This window comes from Levilactobacillus lanxiensis (genome assembly GCF_016861655.1).
Lineage (GTDB): Bacteria > Bacillota > Bacilli > Lactobacillales > Lactobacillaceae > Levilactobacillus > Levilactobacillus lanxiensis.
In genome coordinates, this window is record NZ_BOLN01000003.1 from 281,379 (window position 1) to 302,348 (window position 20,970).

Annotated in this window: 17 protein-coding genes; all 17 read left to right on the top strand. The window is 51.8% G+C overall.

Going from position 1 to position 20,970, the window contains the following annotated elements; translation table 11 throughout:
• The first annotated feature begins 302 nt into the window (after positions 1-302).
• Positions 303-1,127, top strand: coding sequence for an alkaline phosphatase family protein (locus JUF22_RS05335; RefSeq protein ID WP_203644251.1), 825 nt, complete (start codon positions 303-305; stop codon positions 1,125-1,127).
• Between the two features lie 294 nt (positions 1,128-1,421).
• The gene (locus JUF22_RS05340) at positions 1,422-2,681 is read left to right on the top strand and encodes a NupC/NupG family nucleoside CNT transporter (protein WP_125766241.1); all 1,260 of its coding nucleotides are present in this window, start codon (positions 1,422-1,424) and stop codon (positions 2,679-2,681) included.
• A 245-nt stretch (positions 2,682-2,926) separates the two neighbouring features.
• Positions 2,927-4,240 carry an NCS2 family permease gene (locus JUF22_RS05345; protein WP_203644253.1) on the top strand — a complete coding sequence of 438 codons (1,314 nt, stop codon included), beginning with the start codon at positions 2,927-2,929 and terminating at the stop codon, positions 4,238-4,240.
• 80 nt (positions 4,241-4,320) lie between these two features.
• Positions 4,321-5,235: a ribonucleoside hydrolase RihC gene (gene rihC, locus JUF22_RS05350; RefSeq protein WP_203644254.1), complete on the top strand. Its 915-nt coding sequence runs from the start codon at positions 4,321-4,323 to the stop codon at positions 5,233-5,235.
• Positions 5,236-5,700: 465 nt separating this feature from the next.
• The gene (locus tag JUF22_RS05355) at positions 5,701-6,582 is read left to right on the top strand and encodes a metallophosphoesterase family protein (protein WP_203644256.1); all 882 of its coding nucleotides are present in this window, start codon (positions 5,701-5,703) and stop codon (positions 6,580-6,582) included.
• 1,151 nt (positions 6,583-7,733) lie between these two features.
• Positions 7,734-8,462, top strand: coding sequence for a 16S rRNA (guanine(527)-N(7))-methyltransferase RsmG (rsmG, locus tag JUF22_RS05360; RefSeq protein WP_203644258.1), 729 nt, complete (start codon positions 7,734-7,736; stop codon positions 8,460-8,462).
• A 19-nt stretch (positions 8,463-8,481) separates the two neighbouring features.
• Positions 8,482-9,315, top strand: coding sequence for a nucleoid occlusion protein (noc, locus tag JUF22_RS05365; RefSeq protein WP_236000721.1), 834 nt, complete (start codon positions 8,482-8,484; stop codon positions 9,313-9,315).
• A 14-nt stretch (positions 9,316-9,329) separates the two neighbouring features.
• The gene (locus JUF22_RS05370) at positions 9,330-10,097 is read left to right on the top strand and encodes a ParA family protein (RefSeq protein ID WP_203639334.1); all 768 of its coding nucleotides are present in this window, start codon (positions 9,330-9,332) and stop codon (positions 10,095-10,097) included.
• Positions 10,087-10,971, top strand: a complete 885-nt coding sequence (locus JUF22_RS05375) for a ParB/RepB/Spo0J family partition protein (RefSeq protein WP_203644260.1) — start codon at positions 10,087-10,089, stop codon at positions 10,969-10,971. Before JUF22_RS05370 ends, JUF22_RS05375 begins: the two co-directional genes overlap by 11 nt.
• A 20-nt stretch (positions 10,972-10,991) precedes the next feature.
• Positions 10,992-11,195, top strand: a complete 204-nt coding sequence (locus tag JUF22_RS05380; protein ID WP_125763845.1) for a DUF951 domain-containing protein — start codon at positions 10,992-10,994, stop codon at positions 11,193-11,195.
• 5 nt (positions 11,196-11,200) lie between these two features.
• Positions 11,201-12,301: a redox-regulated ATPase YchF gene (gene ychF, locus JUF22_RS05385; RefSeq protein ID WP_203644262.1), complete on the top strand. Its 1,101-nt coding sequence runs from the start codon at positions 11,201-11,203 to the stop codon at positions 12,299-12,301.
• Between the two features lie 17 nt (positions 12,302-12,318).
• A complete protein-coding gene (locus tag JUF22_RS05390; protein WP_203644264.1) occupies positions 12,319-13,044 on the top strand; it encodes a DUF1129 domain-containing protein in 726 nt (241 codons plus the stop codon).
• Between the two features lie 1,412 nt (positions 13,045-14,456).
• The gene (locus tag JUF22_RS05395) at positions 14,457-15,056 is read left to right on the top strand and encodes a hypothetical protein (RefSeq protein WP_203644265.1); all 600 of its coding nucleotides are present in this window, start codon (positions 14,457-14,459) and stop codon (positions 15,054-15,056) included.
• An 88-nt stretch (positions 15,057-15,144) separates the two neighbouring features.
• Entirely contained in the window at positions 15,145-16,779 is a 1,635-nt protein-coding gene (locus JUF22_RS05400; protein WP_236000722.1) for a glycosyltransferase family protein, read from the top strand.
• Between the two features lie 632 nt (positions 16,780-17,411).
• A complete protein-coding gene (locus tag JUF22_RS05405) occupies positions 17,412-18,575 on the top strand; it encodes a hypothetical protein (RefSeq protein ID WP_203644267.1) in 1,164 nt (387 codons plus the stop codon).
• A 202-nt stretch (positions 18,576-18,777) separates the two neighbouring features.
• Positions 18,778-19,236 carry a histidine biosynthesis protein HisIE gene (locus JUF22_RS05410; protein WP_125763833.1) on the top strand — a complete coding sequence of 153 codons (459 nt, stop codon included), beginning with the start codon at positions 18,778-18,780 and terminating at the stop codon, positions 19,234-19,236.
• Between the two features lie 82 nt (positions 19,237-19,318).
• Positions 19,319-20,968: a glycosyltransferase family protein gene (locus JUF22_RS05415; RefSeq protein WP_203644269.1), complete on the top strand. Its 1,650-nt coding sequence runs from the start codon at positions 19,319-19,321 to the stop codon at positions 20,966-20,968.
• Positions 20,969-20,970 lie beyond the last annotated feature (2 nt).

Sequence of the window (20,970 nt, forward strand, 5' to 3'; positions counted from 1 at the left end):
AATTAATGTAAACGGCCTCATCTTACCGTGTTGGTAAGCGGTCGCGCTTCCTTTTGCTCTTTGAAAACTAGGGAAAATGTTAAAGGTAAATCCTTTTAGCAAAAACTATGGGTCGTTCGGTTAGCCTCCGGACGGACCGGTTCCCGCAACTGATTCAGGGTAGTAATGTTCGGAAATTGGTGATATGAACTTTTCTGCAATCGACCATTTACAGGGCGCTTAAGAAAAGGTATATTGTTACTAGACCGAAAAAGTTTTTGGTAGAAAGTCTTACCAAAGACTGACCTAAGGAGTGAGAAATAGTGGCCTTTCATCGCATCTTTGTGATTGATTTTGCTGGATTAGGTTTGGGGGAAGCCCCAGATGCTAACCGCTTTCAATCGGTGGGCGCTGACACGTTGGGTCATGTGGCGGTTAGTTGCACGGATAAACTAAATCTTCCAACATTACAACGGTTAGGGCTCGGTAATATTCGGGTTGACCACCCACTACCGGGGGTCGAACCGGTTGATCATCCGGCTGGCTTCTTTGGTCGCCTGCATGTGCAGGCCCAAGGCAACCGCCGGGCAACGGGTCTCCGTGAGATGTGGGATTATCCGGGAACCAACCGCACGGAAACGGTATTTGCCACCTTACCCGCAGCGGGCTACGCTGTAACGCTGGCGGGACCGTTTCTCAGCTACCTGCAGACGCAGAGCGCCGCACAACGCTTTCAACTTGGCAGTAACCAAGATGCGTTTCGGATTCTCTACGATCAATTGAACCAGAATGCGTCTGGACTGACCTACGTCATGTTGCCAGACTTCCGGTTCGCTGGGGAGCATCGAGACGCTGAAGCATTTGCGAGTGCCCTGATGAGTGCTGACAATTACTTGGCCCAAGTTCAACACGACTTGAACGCCAACGACCTGTTACTCATCACGGCGACTCACGCCGATGACCCGGCTAGTGAAACGACCCCGACCCGCGAGTATTTACCATTAATAGCGTACTCGCCATCGCGGCCGAGTGTTCACGCACTGGGAATTCGCCGGACGCTCGCTGATGTGGGTGCCACTGTCTTAGAGAATTTCGGCCTGGCTGGTCATGCAGCCAGACATAGCTTTTTAAATGAGATTACGCAATAAAAATTAATTTTGTCGAACGGACCTTGAAGGGGGGTGAGAAGGTACCAAAGCCGGAACGCAACGTTGGGTTGCAAAGGTCAGTAAGTCATCAGAAAGTATTCAGATATTATTCACCGTTTAATTTCACCATTTAACTGATGGTTTACTGAAATCCAACTGTTATGAACTGGTTATCGTTCGTTCGTAACAGAAGTTATGCTTTACATAATTTCTGCAGCAACACATCGCGTCAACTTTTGTGTGGCAATCGTGCCATGCATCAAAGAATAATATCGGAAAGAGGTATTTTGACCAATGCTAGTCGCAGTCAATATTTTAGGGGTAATTGTTTACCTCGCAATCGCTTTCTTGTTCTCCAAGAACAAGAAAAAAATCAACTGGAAGTCAACGGCCATTGTCTTAGTTCTTAACTTAGTTTTGGCTTGGTTCTTCACTAGTTTCTCACTCGGGCAAGACATCGTTAAGGGTGCCGCCGATGGTTTCAACTGGTTAGTCCAAGTGGCTTACCAAGGGATCGTCTTCGCCTTACCTAACTGGGTTACACCACAGTTCGGTGGGACTGCCAAGTCAATGAACTTCATCACCAGTTCATTGCTGCCAATCTTATTAGTTGTTCCAATGTTTGATATCTTGACTTACATCGGGATTCTTCCTTGGATCATCAAGTGGGTTGGTCGTGGCCTTTCCTTCATTACTGGTCAACCTAAGTTTGAATCATTCTTCTCTGTTGAAATGATGTTCTTAGGGAACACTGAAGCCTTAGCCGTTTCACAATTACAATTAAAGAGCATGCGTAAGGAACGTAACTTGACCCTTGCCATGATGTCCATGTCATGTATCACTGCCTCCATTCTGGGTGCATATACCCAAATGGTTCCTGGTCAATTTGTTTTGACGGCCGTTCCAATTAACATCTTGAACGCCATCATCGTGACCAACATGTTGAACCCTGTTGAAGTTGCCCCAGAAGAAGACACCATTGCTCGTATCGGTGGTTCTAACTCTGCTGCAGCTGAAGACGGTGAAGTTGAAGACGACGGCAAGAAGGAACCATTCTTCTCATTCTTGGGTGACTCTATCCTTGGTGCCGGCCGTCTGATCTTAATCATCGCTGCTAACGTTATCGCTTTCGTTGCCTTAGCTGCTTTGATTGACCGTCTGCTTGGTTTATTCAACCCATGGCTGTCATTGGAACACATCTTAGGAATCATCATGTTCCCATTTGCTTGGTTAATGGGTCTGAACGTGCACGATGCCTTCGGCTTTGCCCAATACATGGGGACTAAGTTAGTAACGAACGAATTCGTTGTTATGGGTAAGATTTCTTCAACCATCAACACGGGTGCTTTCTCTAATCACTACCGGGCCATCTTGACTGTCTTCTTGACTTCATTCGCTAACTTCTCAACTACTGGGATGATTATCGGTTGTTTCAAGGGGATCGTTGACCGTGAAAACAACGAACTTATTTCTAAGAACGTTGGTTACATGTTACTTTCCGGGATCCTGGTTTCCTTGCTATCAGCCGGAATTGTAGGTCTCTTCGTTTGGTAAAAAAATAAAACCTCATTTTACTTGGGGTTGACTTGATAGCCCAGGGGCCCTTCGTTCCTGGGCTATCTGTGTCACTATGGCGAAAGAAAGCCATTGCGGCTGACGGGGTGACCCGGTCAGTCCGTACGGGTGCCGACCTTCCTGAAGAGGGGAGTGAAACCCAGCCGGATGGGTGAAAGCATTCGGTTGCAAAGCCCGTGAAGTCTGTGCGCCGGTCGCTGGCGTACCGAAAGATAGGGATTTTTATGGATAAGCAACAATCGCAGGTAGACTTAGCCAATCACATGACGCTAAGAGAAGCCCTGCGGCATAAGGATATCGTCCGCAACGAACTGATTGCCGGAGTGACTGGTTTCTTTGCCATCTCGTACATCATCATTGTGAACCCGTTGATTTTAAAGGATGCGGGGATTCCCACTGACCTCAGCGTGTTCGCCACCATCTTCTCGTCCGTCATCGGCTGTCTGATCATGGCCTTCTGGTCTAATGCACCAGTCATCTTGACGCCAGGGATGGGGGTCAACGCCTTCTTCACGTACACCATTGTCGTGAACATGGGGCTGAGTTGGCGTGAAGCCTTAGGGATTGCGGCAGTCGCCAGTTTCATTTATATGTTGATTGCCTTCACTAAGGTGTCCACGATTCTCTCGGAAGCGATTCCGGAGTCACTGAAGAGTGGGATTACCGCGGGGATTGGGCTCTTCCTGGTCGAAATTGGCCTGGAAAAAGCGGGCCTGATCGTTGCCGGTAAGTCTTCCCTGATCGTCCTGGGCGACCTGACCCAACCGACGCCACTGCTGGCGCTGTTTGGACTGGTTCTCAGTTTGATTCTGTACATTCGCAAGATCAAAGGGAATTTCTTCATTGCCATCATCGCCACGAGCCTGTTGGCGTTCTTCCTGGGCGTGAAGGATAGTGACACGCCAACCGTTGATTTAGCACGGTTGGGCCAGTACCACAAGATTGTCTTCCAAAACGACTTCTCCCACATTTTCAGCACGCCATTTATTCTGGCAGCCTTCTCGATGACCATGATTTTGGTCTTCGAATCCATGGGGCTGCTACAGGGCCTGCTGCCAAATCAGAAGAAGTTTAAGAAGACTTTTGAGGGTAGTTCCGTAACGACGTTCATTTCCAGTTTTCTGGGAACGAGTCCCACCGTTGCCGCTGCCGAAAGTGCTTCTGGGATTGAAAGTGGGGGCCGGACCGGGATCATGGCGTTGACCGCCGCAGTCCTGTTCGCCTTATCACTCATCTTCGTGCCACTGTTGGCCTACGTGCCGTCCGCAGCCATTGCGCCCGTGATTATTATCACCGGGGCCTTGATGATGGCTGCCATCGGCAATATCAAGATGGCCGACTTCTCCGAATGGTTCCCAGCCTTTTTAATTATTGTGCTGATTCCATTTACCAATAGTATTTCCACCGGGTTGGCATTCGGTTTCGTGTGCTACCCCGTTATGAAAGTGGCTTTAGGGAAGGGTAAAGACCTGACCTGGCCAGTTTACTTGTTAGGCGTTTTGTTCCTGCTCGACTTGGTCTTCAGTGCCATGCTCTAGCGCGAACTTTTCGCTAGGTTTAAACGTAAGCGGTTCCGCTTTACAAAAAACATAACTTTTCATTGGGAGGAAATTTTATTATGACTATTAAAGTTCTTATGGATACTGACCCCGGGATTGACGATGCTGCTGCCTTAACCATGGCGATCAACGACCCAAAGATCGATTTGAAATTAATCACGACCGTTGCTGGTAACGTCACGGTTGACAAGACCACCATCAACGCCTTGAAGATCGTTCGGTTCTTCAACCAAAACATTCCAGTCGCAGCCGGTGCTGAACAACCATTGTTCAAGGACTTCGAAGACGCTGCCCGGATTCACGGCGCCTCAGGGATGCCTGGTTACGAATTCCCAACCGACTTACCTAAGCCAATTAACAAGACGGCCGTTGAAGCTTTGCATGACGAAATTATGGCCAGCGCTGACCCAATTACTTTGGTGCCAACCGGTTCATACACGAACATTGCCTTGCTCTTCTCCGAATACCCAGAAGTTAAGAGCCACATCGACCGCATCGTTGCCATGGGTGGTGCTCTGGGCAAAGGGAACATGACCAGTGCCGCTGAATTTAACGTCTTCACCGACCCAGACGCAGCCGCCATCGTTTACAAGTCTGGTGTGCCAATCGTCATGGTTGGTTTGGACATCACCATGAAGGCTTTGCTGACTCACGAAAGCATCGAAGAATTACCAAAGATCAGCGAAACTGGGAAGATGTTGCACGACATCATCATCAATGATGGTGACAACAATGAAAATGGAATCGCCATGCACGATGTCAACACCATCTTCTACCTGCTTCACCCAGAAGCCATCAAGACCCAAGACATGTGGATCGACGTTCAAACTGATGGCCCAGCCATTGGTGAAACGGTCGGTGACATCCGTGGGGCCTACCACGATGGCAAGACCAACGCCAAGGTATCTGTTGATATCGACGCTGAAGCCTTCAACAAGTGGTTCCTCGAAGAAGTTCGCGCCATTAAGAACTAATTCAACCGAAAAATTAGATACAGCACGCAAAGAAGCTTGGGAGCAATCCCAGGCTTTTTTGTTTGAAAAACTTTACACGAATGGGTGGGTAATTCATACGAAATCGTTACACGAGCTTGGTAGACTAAAGGAAAATCAAGGGAAAGAGGATGATCACATGTCTGCCATGAATTTTGACACGCTCGTGCTGCTGGTCGTCACTTGGTTACCGATGTTATTCTTCGTGAAGAAGCCGAAACGGCCGTGAGAAAAGTAAAATTAAAATCCATCACCGTGAGAGGCGTGATGGATTTTTTATTGCGAGGACTTTGCTCAGCGTTGGCAAAAATTTTACAAGATGTTGACGGGGACAACATCAAATCTTTACATCGCTTCGGTATGCTGGACCTAACTTAGTAATAGTCGGGGACTGTTGCCGGGTGGTGCCCCGGTAATGGCGACTTATTTGATGGGGGCCACGGGGGTATGAATAAATTCACAATTGTTCACTTATCAGATCCACAGTTATCGGCGGCCAATGGGCCACAGTACAACCAACAGCTCCCGCCGGCAGCCAAATTACAACGTATCTTTGATGACATCATCGCGCACGACCTACAGCCGGACCTCATCGTTATTAGTGGGGACCTACTGACGGCCGGCACAAGCCGCGATTATGCCAAGCTACGCGACTACTTAGCTACGCAGTCCGACCGACTGCAGGCGCCCATTCAGGTCATCTTGGGTGATCAGGACGACCGTGAGGCGTTTAACCTTGGGTATTTGGGTGAGCCGCATCAGCCGTACTATGCCTACAAGCAGGTTTACCAGAATATGGATTTCTATTTTCTGGATTCCAAATGGGAGCCGAACAAAGAGGCCGGGTGGCTGGACCGTGAGCAATTGGATTGGCTCAATAAAAATCTCCATCTAGCGCCACGCCGACGTGCCTTTTTGTTTCTCCATCATCCACTGGATGCGCCAGCGCTTCGGGGAATGCGGTACGCGCTCTTGCAAAATAATCGAGAGCTGTTGGCCATCCTACATGGCCACAACATCGGTGGCATCTTCGCCGGCCACCTACATTTCGGGGCCAACTATTTGGTGGATACGACCATTCCGGTTACCACGGTAGCCTCGGCCTCGACTTACATCGATTGCCAGGATCCCCACCACCACGAGGTTCACGACGCCACCAGTTACAACGTCATCACGATTCAACGGGGGATGGCCAGCATCACCAACCATCCGCTCTACCTGGGCCAGTCCGTGATCGACACGATTGACATCACCAATACGGGCTTCGCCAAGCACCGGCCGCGGCTGACTAATCCGCGCCGGGCGGGCAATGGCCTGCCACTAATTTAAGCCACCAACCTAGCGCCACAAAACCAGCACCAACGGTTTTGTGGCGCTATTTCACGTGCTAAACGAGTCGTTGTCATCGCCTCCGGGCTGGTGAAAACTGGGCCTGGCCGTGTCCGTTCCCGGCGGCGCGCTCAAGGCGCCCTGCTGTGGGGTCGGTTCCAGACTGAGGAGCGGTCTTCCACCTCAACTTTGAGCCAAAAGGCGGTCTCAAAGGTTGTCCCATGCTCTAAGCTGAGAAAATCGCTCAGCTAAGACCATCGACACAGCCGGGCACCTTGGCGCGCCTCTGGTCACTCCCGCGACTGGCCCAGTTTTCCCAGTCCTGCGGCTAACACTGGTTTAGCCCGTGACTAGCGCCGATAACGTTGGGTGGTGTATTTTGTTTTGTCCTATCAAGTAGTGAGCAAGATATGCGTAGGCTGGAAGAAAACTGGGTCTGAACGCGGGGCTGGTCGTTCCCTGCGGCTGACACTGGTTTAACCCGTGACTAGCGCCAATATCGTTGGATGATTATTTGGCTTGTCAGTAGTCGTGCTAAAACGTAGAGGTTATAGAAACTTCTCGAGCCGGTGTAGTTTCCGATTCCTTTCAACAGTAAACGTCAATCACAGAAACCGCTTAACATGAAACCACCAATCGGTTCTTTAGGTTTTCGCTCGTCTAGCCTCACCGGACGAGCCACTGACGCGTCCCAGGAAATTTAACGTTGGTGATCAACCTTAGCCGGAGGCAGCCGGGGATGGAGACGGCTGTGTCGGTGGTGTTGGGCCGGTGGGCTGCCGGCCTTACAGCACGGGACGACTTTGGAAACTCGCGGGCCGCAGTGAGGTTTCAAAGCGAGGTGGAGGACCGCTCCTCAGGCCGGAACCGTGCCCCACAGCAGGCGGAATCCCTGGAGGCCGCAGGCGACCACGTTTCGCCAGCGAGATATCGGTGGTCAGTGTCAGTCAGTGACTTATCCAGTGAGGCAGACCAGCAAAACCCAAAAGTAACCGATAGGCGTTTCATGTGGCGGGGATTTTCGGTATAATAGGTAACGACGCTATGGCGAAGCCCAACCGGTTCGGTTGCGTTTCGACTGTAAGTAAGGTAAAGTATAATCAAACGTGAAACAATTGTGTTTCACAGAGAACTGAGCAGGGAGATATTGCATGAATCCTGAAGAATTTCGTGCCGCGCTGTCGGCGCAAGGCATCGAATTAAACGCAACACAGCAACAACAATTTGCTGACTATTATCAGTTCTTGGTAGCGACGAACGAACACGTCAATTTGACGACCATTACTGCGGAGCCCGAAGTCTACTTGAAACATTTTTACGACTCGTTGACCCCCGCTTTTTACGTGCCCGCAATCCGGACCGAACCGCTCACGCTCTGTGATGTCGGCGCCGGGGCCGGGTTCCCGTCACTGCCACTGAAAATCGTCTTTCCACAGCTCCAGGTGACCATCGTGGATTCCTTAAACAAGCGAATCACGTTCTTAAATGATCTGGCCGCCAAGCTGAACCTGACCGGCGTGGCCTTTCATCACGCCCGGGCCGAGGAATTCGGTGGCAAACGGGCGCCATACCGCGAGGGCTTTGACCTGGTCACTGCCCGCGCCGTGGCCCGCATGTCTGTCCTGAGTGAACTGTGTTTACCCCTGACCAAGGTCGGTGGGCAGTTCGTGGCCTTAAAAGCCGCTCAGACCGAAAACGAATTGGCCGTTAGCCAGACTGGGATTACCACGTTAGGTGGCCAGGTGGCTGGAGATTTTGCGTTCAATTTGCCAGAATCCAACGACCCCCGGCACATCGTGGTCGTGGACAAGGTCAAGCACACACCCAAGCGCTACCCGCGTAAAGCTGGCACGCCCAACCGGGAGCCGTTAGAAGATTAATGGGATGGGGGTAAGATAATTGCCATTTTCATTATTTGGAAATAATCGGGAGAAGGCCACGCATCCGGCCCATCCCGTGAAACAAAATGTGGTGATGATTCCAGTCGCCCAGATCATTCCCAACCGGTTTCAACCCCGGCAACGGTTTGACCAAACGGCAATCGCCGAACTGGCCCAAACGATTCAAGAACATGGCCTCCTCCAACCCATTGTCTTACGGGAATACGAGGACGACCACTACGAGATCATCGCTGGTGAACGGCGTTTTCGGGCCGTTTCGAGTCTGAAATGGGACACGGTCCCAGCCATTTTAGAAAAAATGGATGATGACGAAACGGCTTCCATGGCCCTGATCGAAAACCTCCAGCGGGAGGAATTGACCGCCGTGGAAGAGGCCCACGCCTACCAGAAACTGATGGAACTCAACCACATGACCCAGTCGCAACTGGCTGAGGGCATCGGCAAGAGTCAGGGATTCGTGGCCAACAAGCTGCGGCTCCTGAAGCTGGCCGAACCTGTGCGCGAGGCCATCTTGAACCGCGACATTTCCGAGCGGCATGGCCGGGCCTTATTGGCCTTAGACGAAGCCGCGCAGGTCGCCGTGCTTCAGACGGTCATCGCTGACAAGCTGACCGTCAAGGAGACCGAAGCGCTCATCGCCAAGGAACAGCATCCTAAGAAACGCCGCCGTAAAGTCACTAAACACGGCGTTTCTGGCGATACCCGCGTGGCCGTCAACACCATTCGCAAGTCGGTGAAGATGGTCAGCGATGCGGGCATGACGCTCACCACCAAAGAAGAAGAAACCGCGGACGGTTACCGCATTATTATTGACATTCCCAAAGAAAGCTAGAGGTGAAACGACATATGGGCTACATCATTGCATTAGCCAATCAAAAGGGTGGCGTGGGTAAAACCACGACCGGCGTGAACTTAGGGGCCGCTTTGGCCACCGATGGCAAGCAAGTCTTACTTGTGGACACCGATGCCCAGGGTAACGCTACCAGCGGGGTCGGCGTTCAGAAGGCCACCATTGAACAAGAAATTTACGATGTGCTGGTCAACGAGACGCCGATTCAAGACGCCATTATTCACACGGAACACCCCGGGTTAGACATCGTTCCGGCGACCATCCAGCTTTCTGGGGCCGAAATTGAGTTGACCCCGATGATGGCCAGAGAAACCCGGCTGAAGGCCGCCCTCGACGAAGTTCGGGACCAGTACGATTACATTTTGATCGACTGTCCCCCTTCGCTAGGCCTGTTGACCATCAACGCGTTCACGGCCGCTGATTCCATCCTGATTCCCGTGCAGAGTGAATACTATGCGCTGGAAGGGTTGACCCAGCTGTTGAACACCGTCAAATTGGTGCAAAAACACTTTAACCGCGACCTGAAGATCGAAGGCGTGCTCCTGACGTTGTATGACGCCCGGACCAACCTGGGGAAACAGGTCAATGAAGAAGTTAAAAAGTATTTCCAAAACAAGGTTTATGCCACAATTATTCCGCGTAACGTGCAGTTAGCGGAGGCACCAAGTCACGGGATGCCAATCATTGATTACGCGCCAAAGTCTAAGGGTGCGGAAGTTTACTCTGAACTCGCAAAGGAAGTGCTAGCTGCCCATGGCAAGTAAGAAAGAGAAAAGTTTAGGACGGGGAATTGACGCGCTGTTTGCGGAAAATGGCGTGGATACCGCTGAAGAAACCGTTGTTGACCTGACGCTAGCCGACATCCGGCCCAACCCGTATCAGCCACGGCAGAAATTTGATAAGAAGGGGCTGGACGATCTGGCTGCTTCGATTGAAAAGACCGGGGTGTTCCAACCCATCATCGTCCGGCAACCGGACAAGACGTTGGAACGCTACGAGATCTTAGCTGGTGAACGGCGCTTCCGGGCGTCCAAACTCGCGGGTAAGACCACGATTCCGGGCATCATCCGTGACATTACTGAGGAACAGATGATGGAGATTGCCGTGCTGGAAAACCTCCAACGCGAAGACCTCACGCCGCTGGAAGAAGCCGAAGCCTACGATACCCTGATGACCAAGCTCACCTTGACGCAGGCCCAGGTGTCCGAACGGCTGGGCAAGAGTCGGCCATACATCGCCAACTACCTGCGTTTGCTGGGGCTGCCCAAGGCGGTCAAAGATATGCTGCAACACAACGAGCTGTCGATGGGCCAGGCCCGGACGCTGCTGTCCTTAAAGGACAAGACCAAGTTGGTGGCATTGGCCAAGAAGGCCGTGGCCGAGGGGATGACCGTTCGCGCGGTCGAAGCCGAAGTCAACAAGCTGAACGGCGCCGCTAAGAAATTAGCCAAGAAGCCCGCGAAGAAGAAGTCCCCGTTCCTCCGGTCGACCGAAAACCAATTACAAGAACGGTTCGGGACCCAGGTCTCCATCAACGAGGCCCTGAACAAGGACCATCAAGGACACATTGAAATCGAATACCTGTCCAATGATGATCTGAACCGCATCCTAGATTTGCTGGACATCCACTTAGATTAGCGAGCATTGGAGGGAACGCCATGTACGATTTAGGTGATTTGGTAGAAATGAAGAAGGCCCACCCCTGCGGCACCAACCGCTGGGAAATTACCCGGATGGGCGCGGATATTAAGATCAAGTGTACCAACTGCGGCCACGTTGTCATGTTGTCGCGCCGTGAGTTTGAGAAGAAATTGAAAAAGGTGCTGGTCAAGGCCGACGCCAATAATGGAAAGAGTGAATAATTGTTATGTCATTAACTGCAGGGATCGTTGGGCTACCAAACGTTGGGAAGTCCACGTTATTTAACGCGATTACAAAGGCTGGGGCCGAAATGGCTAACTATCCTTTCGCCACGATCGACCCAAACGTCGGCATGGTGGAAGTCCCAGATAGCCGGTTAGACCGTATTCAAGAACTAATTCCAGCGAAAAAAGTTGTGCCTACCACGTTTGAGTTTACCGACATTGCCGGGATCGTTAAGGGTGCCAGCAAGGGTGAAGGTCTCGGGAACCAGTTCCTGGAAAACATTCGCCAGGTCGACGCCATCGTCCACGTTGTGCGGGCCTTTGACGACGACAACATCACCCACGTTTCCGGGAAGATCGACCCAATTGATGATATTGAAACCATCAACCTGGAACTCGGTCTGTCCGACTTAGCCGCCGTTGACAAGCGGTTGTCTAAGGTTGAACGCGCTGCCAAGGGGAGCGACAAGGAAGCCAAGGCTGAATTGAACGTCTTGCAAAAGATCAAGCCCGTCCTCGAAGCCGGTGGGGCCGTCCGCACGATTGCCTTTGATGAAGACGAATTACCTATCGTGAAGGGTCTGTTCCTCTTGACCTCCAAGCCCGTCCTGTACGTGGCCAACATTGCCGAAGACGACATGGCTGACCCCGAAGACTCCAAGTACTTTGGCGTCATCAAGGACTACGCTGCCAAGGAAGGCGCCGAAGCCATTGCCGTGGCTGCCGAAGCCGAAGAAGAAATCGCCCAATTGGACGATGACGAGAAGCAAGACTTCTTGGAAGCCGAAGGCGTTGAAGAACCTGGCTTGAACCGTCTGATTCGGGCCTCATACCACCTCTTAGGCCTGCAAACGTTCTTTACGGCTGGTGGTAAGGAAACCCGTGCCTGGACGTTTAAGACCGGCACCAAGGCCCCTCAAGCGGCTGGTATCATCCACTCCGACTTTGAGCGTGGGTTTATCCGGGCCGAAGTCATGGCCTTTGATGCTTTAGACGAATTCGGTTCCGAAGCTGCCGTGAAGGAAGCCGGTAAGCTGCGGGTCGAAGGGAAAGACTACGTGATGGCTGACGGCGATATCGTCGAATTCCGGTTCAACGTTTAGAAGGGAAACAACTATAAATGAGTGATAACAAGCAAACGCCGCGTAACGCCGGTGTTCGTCAGGACCGCAATAGCGTGGCCGTGAACGAACGGGCGGCCTTCGACAACGTCGGGCTGACCAAGCGTAACGCGGACTACATGTTCCGGTTCAACAAGGCCTTAGACAAGACCAAGCTGAGCCCAGAAAAGAAGGCTAGCGCCGTTCAAGACATGGTCAATGAACTGGTTGAAGGCCAAAAGTCGGGGAAGACCGCCAAGAACATTTACGGCGACGTCGATGCTCGCGTGAAGGCGGTCGTTGACGGCCCCGTAACGGCCACGGCCGTTATCGGTGGCCCCAACTACTGGCCCAACATGATCTACAACGCGTTGACGTTCTTCATGATCTTTAACTTGATGTTCGGGATCATGTACCTCTTCAGTCCCAAATTGATGACCAGTAGCCAACCCGTTGGGATTACGGCGATCACAGTGAGTGCCGTTGTGGCTGGGTTTATCTTGCCCATCATGCCACGGCTGTTTGATCCTAAGATTAAGCACAAGTACAATGGCTGGATTCGTGCCTTGTTCGTGCTGTTAGGGTTCATCGTCTGGATGGTTCTGTTCTACGCTGCCCAACTGTTACCTGGCGTCATCAACCCTGTGCTGATGCCTTGGCCAAGTATCATTCTGGGGGTTGTGTCTATTGCCCTCATGTACTGGCTCCGCCGCACCTACAAGATTCGTGGCGGGTTCTTCGGGTAAAACCTAGTTTGGTTTAGTGATTAGGACGTGCGGGAGCTGGTCGCTCCCTGCGGCGGTCCTGGGGCTGGAACGCTGGGGGGAGGACGCCCGGAGCCGAAGAGCGGTCTCCGGACTTGCTTTGAGCCGCTGAGAAGCGCGTCTCAAAGTCACCATTTACGCTGCTGCGCACCGTAAATCCCCCGGCTGAGCCCCGGCCGCCTCCGGTCGCTGATGTTGCGGTTCTTTGACAACGTTGGTTTGGCCCGAACCCGCCACGAATTTTGTGGTGGGAGATGGTTGGTGCGTGTTTGCGCTCGCCGACTAGGGTGGCTGGACTTGCTAACTAAATAAATGATGGTTGAGACGGACTTAATCGTCTTAAATCAGTTAAACGAGTGAGGGATTCCAGATTGGGATTGCTTGCTCGTTTTTGTTTTGTTCTGCGCCGATCTCAAAGGTCGTCTCATGGCCTGAGCTGAGAAAATCGTTCAGCTAATGCCATCGGCACAATTGGCGACCTTGGACTATCTTCGGTCACGCTTGCGACTGCGCTTTTTTGTTCTTACGGTGGCCACCAATCGGAGCTCAGAAAGCGTGTATAACTGAGTGTCACATACTGTGCCAGAGAAAACCGACATAGGGCCAAAACTGTACTAGCCGCAGGGATGGTGAAAATGGGTTCAGCCGTGGGACTTCCCTTAGTGGTGGGCTTGGCCGCTTAGGGAAGTGCTATCTTTGAGACGCGGTCCTGGCGGCTCAAAGTAAGTTCGGAGACCATACTGTGGCTCCGGACATGTGCCCACCGTGTCCCAATCCATTTTCACTATCCCGGAGGCAAGTTGTTTGTGCAACACATGTTGGGGTCACTCACTATGTCAGGCGAACGATCCACCAAGAGCCGGAGGAGGCCGGGTGCGGAGCCAGCTGTGTCGGTGGTGTTAGACCGGGTGGGCTTGCCCGGCCTTACAGCACGGGACGACTTTGGAAACTTGCGGGCTGGGCGAGGTTTCAAAGCGAGGTGGAAGCCCGTCCCTCAGGCTGGAACCGTTCCCCACAGCCGGTGGAGCACCCGGCAGCCGCAGGCAGCAATTTAGCGCAAATCAGTCCCAGCCGCAACTAGGCAAAAGACAACCCAGGGCGCTTGTTTAGTAAGCCAGCAGACCTAAGTGAAAAAAGATTTTTGCGACAGGTTTTAAACGACGTCGCGCGTGAGTGTCTTACCCCCTTAGACAAAATCCACGGGGCACTAAGGATGCCGCAAACGCCTGATACTTAAGGCCTGACGCCATTTACAGTCGCACTTTCATTTTCCTAGTGAAACGTGAAAGACGGATGCTTGACCCTTTCTTTCGATGGCACTATGATGCTCACAAGTAATCGAGCTAGAGAGTAGTTCGACGAAAAATATGTCATCATCTCGGGGAGGATTTCTTATGAAGAAAATCTTTGGGTATGTTTTAGGTTTGGTTGCGGCGCTGACTTTTGCCGGGGCGATTGCCACGACCGCGAACGCTGACGGGAGTAGTGCGGATGCGGCGAGTGGGAGTTCAGGTAGCGATGCCGCGGCTAGCGGATTGGTCGTGCCACGGGGCGGCACAGATACCGGCGCCGGTGCGGGCTCAAGCAGCGCAATCATTGCGTCCGACAGCTCCAGTGCGGTTGCCAGCAGCGAATCCGCCGCTAGCAGTTCAGCCGCCAGCAGCTCTTCCGCAATTTCAGAATCGCAGAAGCCATTGCAAAAACCAGCTAAGGCCAAAGTTTTAGCGAAGTCCAAGCGCGTTAAGCTCCGCAAGCACTACCGCAAGGATGCCCGGATTCTCTACCTGGAAAAGGGTCGCAAGGGTGAAAAGATTGAATTGCTGACTCGCAAGGGCAAATTAGTTAAGAAGTGCACGGTCAAGAAGAATGGCAAATTCGACATTCGCTTGACCAAGAAGGAAGCTAAGAAGTTAGCCAAGGGTGAAAAGAGCTTTTTGATCAAGGTTAAGGCCAAGGGTTACAAAGCTTTCGAAGTCGTGGTTAAGATTTACTAGCTTGCTAGTGAAAAGGCGCGGGTGACCGCGTCTTTTCTTATGGCGTCAGATCGATTGTTAAGCGAACTAATGGGGAGGGGCAACCATTATGGAACGCATTAGATTAGTGCTGCATAAGCGCAGCGCCCAAGTATTTGGCTTGTTTACCATTGTCGGGGCTTTCATCATGACCTTCTGTTCGTACACCTCCCCGGCTTACTACTTCGACGTGTCGCCGGACAACAACGCCTTCTTCACGGTCGGCAAGGCCATGATGCACGGCATCGTGCCCTACAAGGACATTTTTGAGCAAAAGGGCCCGTACGTCTATTTCCTGCACGGGCTAGCCTACCTGGTGAGTCATCGCAGTTTCACACTGATTTTCGTGTATGAAATTGCGACGCTGGTGGCCGCGATGTACCTGGTCTACCGCATTGCCAAGTTGCTGGACGCCCATGAGTTACCGGCGCTGCTGACGGCCTTGTTGTCGCCGGTCCTGTTCCTGTACCACCCGTACTACGATTACGGCGATACCGTGGAATTTTTCACGCTGCCATTTCTGCTCTCATTGATTTATCTGATTCTGTTGCTGGACCGCCACGACCTGACCGTTAGCCATTGGTGGTACTTCGCGCAGGGCGCGCTGGTCGGCGTGGTTTTCCTGTCCAAGTACACGCTGCTGGGCGCCTGGATTGTTTTTTACCTGGTGATGCTGGTCACCCGGCTGGTCAAACGCCAATGGCGGGCGCTGGGCCAACTGATTGGCTGGAGTGCGGCGGGGTTCCTGCTGACGACGGTGCCATGGCTAGTCTACTTCCTGGCGACCAAGAGCCTGGGCGCCTTCATCAACGTCTACATTCTGTTCAACACCAAGGTGTACCTGACCTCGTCGGTGGCCTTCTTCGCCAACCTGATTCAGTCGATGGCGTTGGTGTCCCAATTTTACCTGAGCAACGTGCTGTTCTTCCTGCTGGGCGTAGTGGGGACGCTGGTGGTGACCTTTGAACGCGGCGTCTTCCACAGTAACTTTACCCGGGGACTTTACCTGGTGGCGACGCTGGGCAGCGACCTGTTCGCCCTGTACGGCTATCAGGCTGGGGCGGTATACCAGTATTATGAATTGATTTATTTCGCGAGCTTCGTGCTGCCGTTCGCGGTCTTCTGCCAGCTGCTGTTCCGCCACCTGAGCTTGCCAAATGGGGATGACAGTTTTGCCATCCTGGCGACGCTGGTGATTGGCTGGTTCCTGGTGCTCGGCGTCAACAACAACGTGACCAACTCGAAGGTCTTTCCCAACAACGCGTCGGTCACTGAGGAGACGACCAGCGTGCCGCAACAGCCGGCCCAGGTGGACTTCGGCAATTACATGCGGCAGAGTGGCTTGCCCCTGACGCTGCTGAATTACGGGTCGATCGACATGGGCTTCTACACGGCCTCCGGGGCGGTGCCATCGACGTATTACTTCCAGAACTACAACATTGCTCAGAGTGCGGCACCCCAGATTCTGCGCTCACAGGTCGATCAGATTCGCCAGCACAAGGTCGAATGGGTCGTCCTCAACACGCCAGCCGGCAAGACGGTTCGCGAGTGGCAGGGTGGTGGCGGCCGCATTACCAGCGGCAACCTGAACCCGGGCACTAGCAAATTAGCCAAGACACTGTACCGCAATTACCTGCCGGTCGGGAAGCATACGCAGGTGTTTGAAGGGGTGAGCGTGACGTATTGGTTGTTTGAACGAAAATAAGAGTGTGAGTCAAGGCGGTTAGCTGGTGAGTATTAACGTCACTAAGTGAATGACCCCGAACTTGGGTCGTTTGCTTAGTGGGGTTAAGCGGAACCAGCTGCCTTGGGGAACACGTTTCAGAAAGTAAGGTTGGCTAAATTTTTCCGTTCCCGGCGGCGGGCTCAAGGTTCCCTGCTGTGGGGTCGGTTTCAGCCTGAGGGGCGGGCTTTCACCTCAACTTTGAGCCTTAGAAGCGGTCTCAAAGGTTGCCCCATGCTCTAAGCTGAGAAAAATCGCTCAGCTAAGACCATCGACACAGCTGGGAACCTTGACCCGCCTCTGGTCACTCAGATTTGCGCGCTTACTTTCGGTAGTTTGGTGGGGTGGCAAGTAGTTCACTGATTCATACGCTTTTTTTGAAATTCTTGCTTACTTTAAGTAACTAGAAATATCCACTTTATGAATATATTTGTTAGGGGAAACATTCTGATATCACGAATGCTTCTCCTTTTTCATGTATAAACTTGTTTTTAGTTAGGGGTCAAATCTTGAAAAATGGCGCCTTGATGTTTCTATAAATCGGGACTAGGGTGGAGGCGTAATCAACACCACAACTGGCTTGATTGAAATTTACATATTTTAGGAGGAATTTGATGAAGAAAGTTTATGGATATGCTTTAGCTTTGGTTGCCACCTTAACTTTTGGTGGGGCATTGGCAACGTCTGCAAATGCTGCGGATGATGGTTCTGCAACTGGCACGCCTGCTGTGACAAACAGCGCAACTTCTGATAAACCGGCAACGGCTACTCCTGGGGAAACAACTACTGACACTACGGGAGCCGATAAGACTGGTACGGACGGTGATAGCGATGTAGCTGCTGGCGCTGATGGTGGTGACACAGTAGTTGACCCTAACAAGGACGCTGATACTACAACTGGCACTGGCACTGGCGATGGTACTGGCACTACCACACCAACTAAACCTAGCGATGGCGCTGGTACTACAACCGGCACTGGCGATGGTACTGACACTACCACACCAACTAAACCTAGCGATGGCGCTGGTACTACAACCGGCACTGGCGATGGTACTGACACTACTACACCAACTAAACCTAGCGATGGCGCTGGTACTACAACTGGTACTGGCGATGGTACTGGCACTACCACACCAACTAAACCTAGCGCTGGCGCTGGTACTACAACCGGCACTGGCGATGGTACTGACACTACCACACCAACTAAACCTAGCGATGGCGCTGGTACTACAACTGGTACTGGCGATGGTACTGGCACTACCACACCAACTAAACCTAGCGATGGTACTGGTACCACAACCGGAACTACTACAACTAACCCTGGTACCACTACTACAACCCCAGCAACCACTAACAACACCGCAACAACCCCAAGCTCCAGCAGTGTGGCTTCCTCAAGTTCCAGCCAAGTAGCTGCCACCAGCAGTTCCAAGCCGGCTACTAAGACGACCAAGACGGTCAAGAAGACTACTAAGAAATCAGCCAAGAAGACGGTTGCCAAGGCGAAGAAGATTCGTGCGCAGAAGACCTACACCAAGAATTCACGCCGCGTTCAGTTCAAGAAGGCCGTTAAGGGTAGCAAGGTCGTTTTGAAGAACAGCAAGGGCCAAGTCGTTAAGACCCTTAAGGTGACGAAGTCTGGGAAGCTCAGCATCAAGTTGAGTAAGAAGCAAGCCAAGAAGTTGAACCGCACCAAGAAGAACAAGCACTACTTCACGGTCACGGTGACGCAGAAGGGCTACAAGCCTTACACCATCAAGTACACGATCAAGGCTTAATTTCCTAAATAAATACGTAACCAATGGGTAGCTGTCTTCAACGGGCAGTTACCCATTTTTAGACTTAATTATCTAGGCTTACATTAATTGCCAAGATAATTGAAAATGCCCCTTGACGGAATCATTTGAAAGAACTACGATTATTTAGTGATAAAACCGGTTTATGATTTTATTAGAATTACATATCTGGGAGGAATTTTTCATGAAGAAAGTATTTGGTTACGTTCTTAGTTTGTTAGCCGCATTAACGTTTGCTGGTGTCATTGCTACGACTGCTAACGCTGCCGGCAACAATGCCGCAGCTACTAGTGGTAGCGGTAGTGGTGTTTCTAGTGTCGTTGCTTCAAGCAGTTCCAAGAAGGTTGCTAAGAAAGCAACTAAGAAGACTGTCAAGAAGTCAAAGCGCGTTCAACTGAGCAAGAAGTACAAGAAGAATGCTCGTAAAGTTTACATCAAGAAGGCTACCAAGGGTTCAAGCATTGCTTTGAAGAACAGCAAGAAGCAATCCGTTAAGAAGTTCTCCGTTAAGAAGAGCGGCAAGAAGACCTTGAAGTTGACCAAGAAGCAAGCTAAGAAGCTTAACAAGGGTAAGAAGTTCACCATGACTGTTACCAAGAAGGGCTACAAAGCTTACACTGTTAAGGTTACCATCAAGAAGTAAAGCTTTTTAAAACAAGCATTGAGGAGACGTGGCAGAACCACGTCTTTTCTTTTCTCATTTTTTAGGAAAAGGAGTCGGGTCCGTGTACTTACGAATCAAGGAAAAAATGCAGCGCCACGAAACTCAGTATTTCATGTTACTCGCGTTCATTGGGATTTTTATGATGGCGTTTTGTTCCTACACCTCACCAGCGTATTACTTCGACACCTCGCCGGATAACAACGCCTTCTTCACGGTCGGCAAGGCCATGATGCACGGGATTACGCCGTACAAGGACATCTTTGAACAGAAGGGGCCCTACGTGTACTTCTTACATGGGTTGGCCTACCTGGTCAGTCACCGCAGCTTCATCCTGATTTTCGTGGTGGAAATCGCGGTGCTGGTGGCGGCCATGATCTTAACGTTTAAGATTGCCCGGGTCATGAAATTAGCCGAGCTACCGGCCTTTCTGGTGGCGATGCTCTCGCCCATGCTGTTTCTCTACCATCCCTACTACAATTACGGGGACACGGTGGAGTTCTTTACGCTACCGTTATTGCTGTCGCTGATCTACCTGATTTTTCTGCTCGACCAGCACCAGCTAACGGTCAGTCCGTGGTGGTTCTTCGCGCAGGGGTTATTTGTCGGGATCGTTTTCCTGGCCAAATACACCCTGCTGGGGGCGTGGATCGCCTTTTACCTGGCCTATGGCGGCTATTTGTTGGTCAAAAAGCAGTGGCGGTTACTGGGCCAGCTTGTCCTCTGGAGTGGGGCGGGTTTCCTGCTGGCGACGGTGCCGTGGTTGATCTACTTCCTGGCGACCGGGTCGTTGGGTTCCTTTATTAATGTCTATATTTTATTTAATACCAAAGTTTATATGACCTCATCCGTGTCATTCTTTTCCAACTTGATTCAATCGACTATCTTGGTGGCCAATTTCTACCTGAGTGACGTCTTTTTCTTCCTGTTGGGGGTCGGTGGCACGCTGCTGATTCTGTTCCAACGGACGATTCTGAAACGCCGCCTGACGCGGGTGCTATACCTGTTGGTCTTTCTGGGGACCGACCTGCTGGCGCTTTACGGCTACCAGACGGGCTCACTTTACCAGTACTATCAGTTGGTCTACTTCGCCTTCTTCGTGGTGCCATTTATTTATTTCCTAAACCTATTCTTCAGCTGGGTTCGGCTCCCAGCCGTGGACGATCCGTTTATCATTTTAAGCACCCTGGTACTCAGCTTTTTCCTGGTGCTCGGGGTGAATGACAACGTGACGGTCTCCCGGCTATTTCCGAACAATGCGGCGATTACCAAACGCAGCACGCGCAAGCCGCAACAGCCCGCGCAGGTGGAGTTCGGGAACATCATGCGCCAGCAGTCCGCACACCCAACGCTGTTAAATTATGGGTCAATCGACATGGGCTTCTACACGGCGGCCGATGCCGTGCCGACCACCTATTATTTCCAAAATTATAATATCCCAGAGAAGGCGGCCCCCCAGATTCTGCGGTCCCAACGACGCGTGATTCAGCGGCACCAGGTCCAATGGGTCGTCTTGAACACGCCGACCAAGCAATCCGTGCGCGAATGGGAAGGGAACAAAGAAATTCCCGGCCGCATTTCCAGCGGGAACCTGAACCCCGGCACGTCCAAGCTGGCGAAGTCGCTCTACCGGCATTACCGGCTGGTCAAGGTGCATCGCCAGGTCTTTGAACAGGTCGATGTGAAGTACTGGCTGTTTGAACGAAAGGGGTAAGC

Coding starts and splice junctions, on each gene's coding strand:
- rihC (WP_203644254.1), top strand. CDS start 4,321: ATGACTATTAAAGTTCTTATGGATACTGACCCCGGGATTGACGATGCT.
- rsmG (WP_203644258.1), top strand. CDS start 7,734: ATGAATCCTGAAGAATTTCGTGCCGCGCTGTCGGCGCAAGGCATCGAA.
- JUF22_RS05400 (WP_236000722.1), top strand. CDS start 15,145: ATGGAACGCATTAGATTAGTGCTGCATAAGCGCAGCGCCCAAGTATTT.
- JUF22_RS05405 (WP_203644267.1), top strand. CDS start 17,412: ATGAAGAAAGTTTATGGATATGCTTTAGCTTTGGTTGCCACCTTAACT.
- JUF22_RS05410 (WP_125763833.1), top strand. CDS start 18,778: ATGAAGAAAGTATTTGGTTACGTTCTTAGTTTGTTAGCCGCATTAACG.
- JUF22_RS05375 (WP_203644260.1), top strand. CDS start 10,087: ATGGCAAGTAAGAAAGAGAAAAGTTTAGGACGGGGAATTGACGCGCTG.
- ychF (WP_203644262.1), top strand. CDS start 11,201: ATGTCATTAACTGCAGGGATCGTTGGGCTACCAAACGTTGGGAAGTCC.
- JUF22_RS05390 (WP_203644264.1), top strand. CDS start 12,319: ATGAGTGATAACAAGCAAACGCCGCGTAACGCCGGTGTTCGTCAGGAC.
- JUF22_RS05370 (WP_203639334.1), top strand. CDS start 9,330: ATGGGCTACATCATTGCATTAGCCAATCAAAAGGGTGGCGTGGGTAAA.
- JUF22_RS05340 (WP_125766241.1), top strand. CDS start 1,422: ATGCTAGTCGCAGTCAATATTTTAGGGGTAATTGTTTACCTCGCAATC.
- JUF22_RS05380 (WP_125763845.1), top strand. CDS start 10,992: ATGTACGATTTAGGTGATTTGGTAGAAATGAAGAAGGCCCACCCCTGC.
- JUF22_RS05345 (WP_203644253.1), top strand. CDS start 2,927: ATGGATAAGCAACAATCGCAGGTAGACTTAGCCAATCACATGACGCTA.
- JUF22_RS05395 (WP_203644265.1), top strand. CDS start 14,457: ATGAAGAAAATCTTTGGGTATGTTTTAGGTTTGGTTGCGGCGCTGACT.
- JUF22_RS05355 (WP_203644256.1), top strand. CDS start 5,701: ATGAATAAATTCACAATTGTTCACTTATCAGATCCACAGTTATCGGCG.